This is a genomic window from Pseudotenacibaculum sp. MALMAid0570 (assembly GCF_040151415.1).
Classification (GTDB): Bacteria; Bacteroidota; Bacteroidia; order Flavobacteriales; family Flavobacteriaceae; genus Polaribacter.
Map to the genome: position 1 here is coordinate 1 of NZ_JBDKWF010000020.1, position 329 is coordinate 329.

The 329-nt window shown below is 38.3% G+C and carries 1 protein-coding gene; it reads left to right on the top strand.

Annotation, left to right across the window (positions count from 1 at the left end):
• Nucleotides 1–329 (top strand): FIDD domain-containing protein (locus AAON49_RS00090; RefSeq protein ID WP_349551730.1); only part of this gene is annotated, 329 nt, incomplete at both ends.

Sequence of the window (329 nt, forward strand, 5' to 3'; positions counted from 1 at the left end):
TAACTATAGAAACATTGGATATCCTAACTCGCAACAAATATATGTGCGTGTGGATAGTAACTTAGATAACGACTGTCTTGGGTTTGGTACTCATATCACTCTTAATGTAGACCCTGTGCCTGTTGCTAACGCAGTTGGAAATTTAGAATTATGTGATGACACCGATGATGGTGACTTTACCAATGGCTTTGTACAAACTTTTAATCTAGATGCACAGACTCCTATTATTCTTGGAACTCAGAATCCAGCTGATTATACAGTAACTTATCACACATCAGCAGCAGATGCTAATAGTGGAGCAAATCCTATCGCAGGAACTAACATGTATG